The organism is Roseomonas acroporae, from assembly GCF_023223525.1.
GTDB lineage: Bacteria > Pseudomonadota > Alphaproteobacteria > Acetobacterales > Acetobacteraceae > Roseomonas_E > Roseomonas_E acroporae.
Genome location: NZ_JALPRX010000198.1, coordinates 1 through 1668 on the forward strand (window position 1 = coordinate 1; position 1668 = coordinate 1668).

Here is a 1668-nt window from a genome sequence, read left to right on the forward strand (position 1 = left end):
CATCATGCGGAGTGCCGAGCGGAGGCGTGGGTGGGGGAAAAGAAGTGCGCCGGCGCGCCCAGGCGGACACCTCGACGTGCTTTCGGCGCACCACCGCCTGCTGGCATCGGCGCCGGTCACGTACACGCACTGATACGCGGCGACGATTTGCCAACTCTGGCGGCGTCAGCGCAACTGAACCTCATCCTACCCCACTCCGAATGGTCTGCTGAGGCAGACCGTCTGAACATGCTGCTCGGCGACTTCGTGATGTTTGCGGAGCAGCAGAAAACGCTCGCCGATGCGGCCGGGAAGGCTGACTGGTGCTTCCACGTTGCCGAAAAGGCCAGGGAACTGGCTGCCGGCATCGGCCGGCCTGTTGACGGGCTGCCGAAGGGTGGCAGGGACAGCTTTTACGACGCATGGTCGCATCTGGGCGACGGGATGCCATACATGCCCGACGATCCGTTTTCCCAGCGGCTCGATACTTTGATGCAGCAAGCTGCTCCCGACATCCATCGCAAGGAGCGGCAGCCTGGTGAGACGGCCAGCACTGGCGCTTGGTTTGACGTGTGGAACAGTCGTTTAGTGCCAGCGCTTATCGCCCTGTCGCTTGTTGCCGAGCGCGCCGAGAGGAAATGGTCAGCAGAGATAAAGCGCGGAGTAAGCAGCCGAACCGCGCTCGCCGAGAACTTTTCCGTGGGACCAGGAAAAGCTTCATCAGGCAGTTTGGGCAAGACACGAAACAGAGCACCGTCAAGCCAACAGCGGAAACACGTCGGGATAGCATGCCCGGCGGCCCCTCTATCGAGTGGCACAGGCAATTCCTGCTTTTGATCTGCGCTCGCGTTCGCAGGACAAGCGGCCCACCGGCGGCTGCTCATTCCTTGGTCGATGGTGAGCCTGCGCTCCAGGCAATCCTGGAACTCGCCGACCTGGCTGGAGACGGCTTCGGGTCACTCTCGGGTCGGGACGCGCTGAACCACGAGCTACGCAACGCTGCTCCCACGAGCCGAGGTAATTCCCCTCGGCTGCCGGATGGGCAACCCGCGGGTGGATCGCGGACAAACGCACTTGAACCGCTGTTAGACCCGGTCAAGCCCTCTGACTAACGCTGCTCCTGACGGCGCATGTCGCGCCGCGATGAACAGGGGCAGCAGATGGCTGACAAGCCCAGCCGTATCCTGACCGAGCAGCAGTTCGCCGAGCGCGCGAACAGCTCGGTCCGCACAGTGCAGCGGTGGCGTGTGTCAGGGGAGGGGCCGCCCTTCGTGCGCCTCGGTCCTCGGAAGATCGGCTACCGCGAGGCCGACATCGAAGCCTGGGTGGCGGCGCGGACCTACGCGCATCGCGCGGCCGAGATGGTCCGCACCGCCGCCTGAAAACGGAAACAGCCCAACCGGTGGGGACCGGCGGGCTGCGGAACCGTACTACGCGACTACTGGGCAACAACTTCGGCGCCCGCCTTATAGCGCAGTACGACGCAGCCGCCAAGACGAACCTGCCGGACCCGGGCTCCCAAGTCGGAGACCCCGCGTGTCGAAACGCGCCCAGTACCGCCGTAAGCCGCGCCAGCGCGCACCGCTGCCGGCTGCCCCGCGCATCGTGCTCCTGCACGGTCTGACTGGCCCTGACGGCGAGCCCCGCGCCGCCGTCGCCATGCCCGGCTGCCCGATCCCGACCCTCTAT

2 protein-coding genes are annotated in these 1668 nt (G+C 65.5%); both read left to right on the top strand.

All coding sequences use genetic code 11. The annotated features are described in order from the left end of the window. The first annotated feature begins 228 nt into the window (after window positions 1-228). Window positions 229-816 (top strand): hypothetical protein, encoded by a 588-nt coding sequence (locus tag M0638_RS27840; protein WP_248670209.1) that lies wholly within the window; start codon window positions 229-231, stop codon window positions 814-816. 323 nt (window positions 817-1139) lie between these two features. Continuing rightward, window positions 1140-1361 carry a helix-turn-helix transcriptional regulator gene (locus M0638_RS27845; protein WP_248670210.1) on the top strand — a complete coding sequence of 74 codons (222 nt, stop codon included), beginning with the start codon at window positions 1140-1142 and terminating at the stop codon, window positions 1359-1361. Window positions 1362-1668 lie beyond the last annotated feature (307 nt).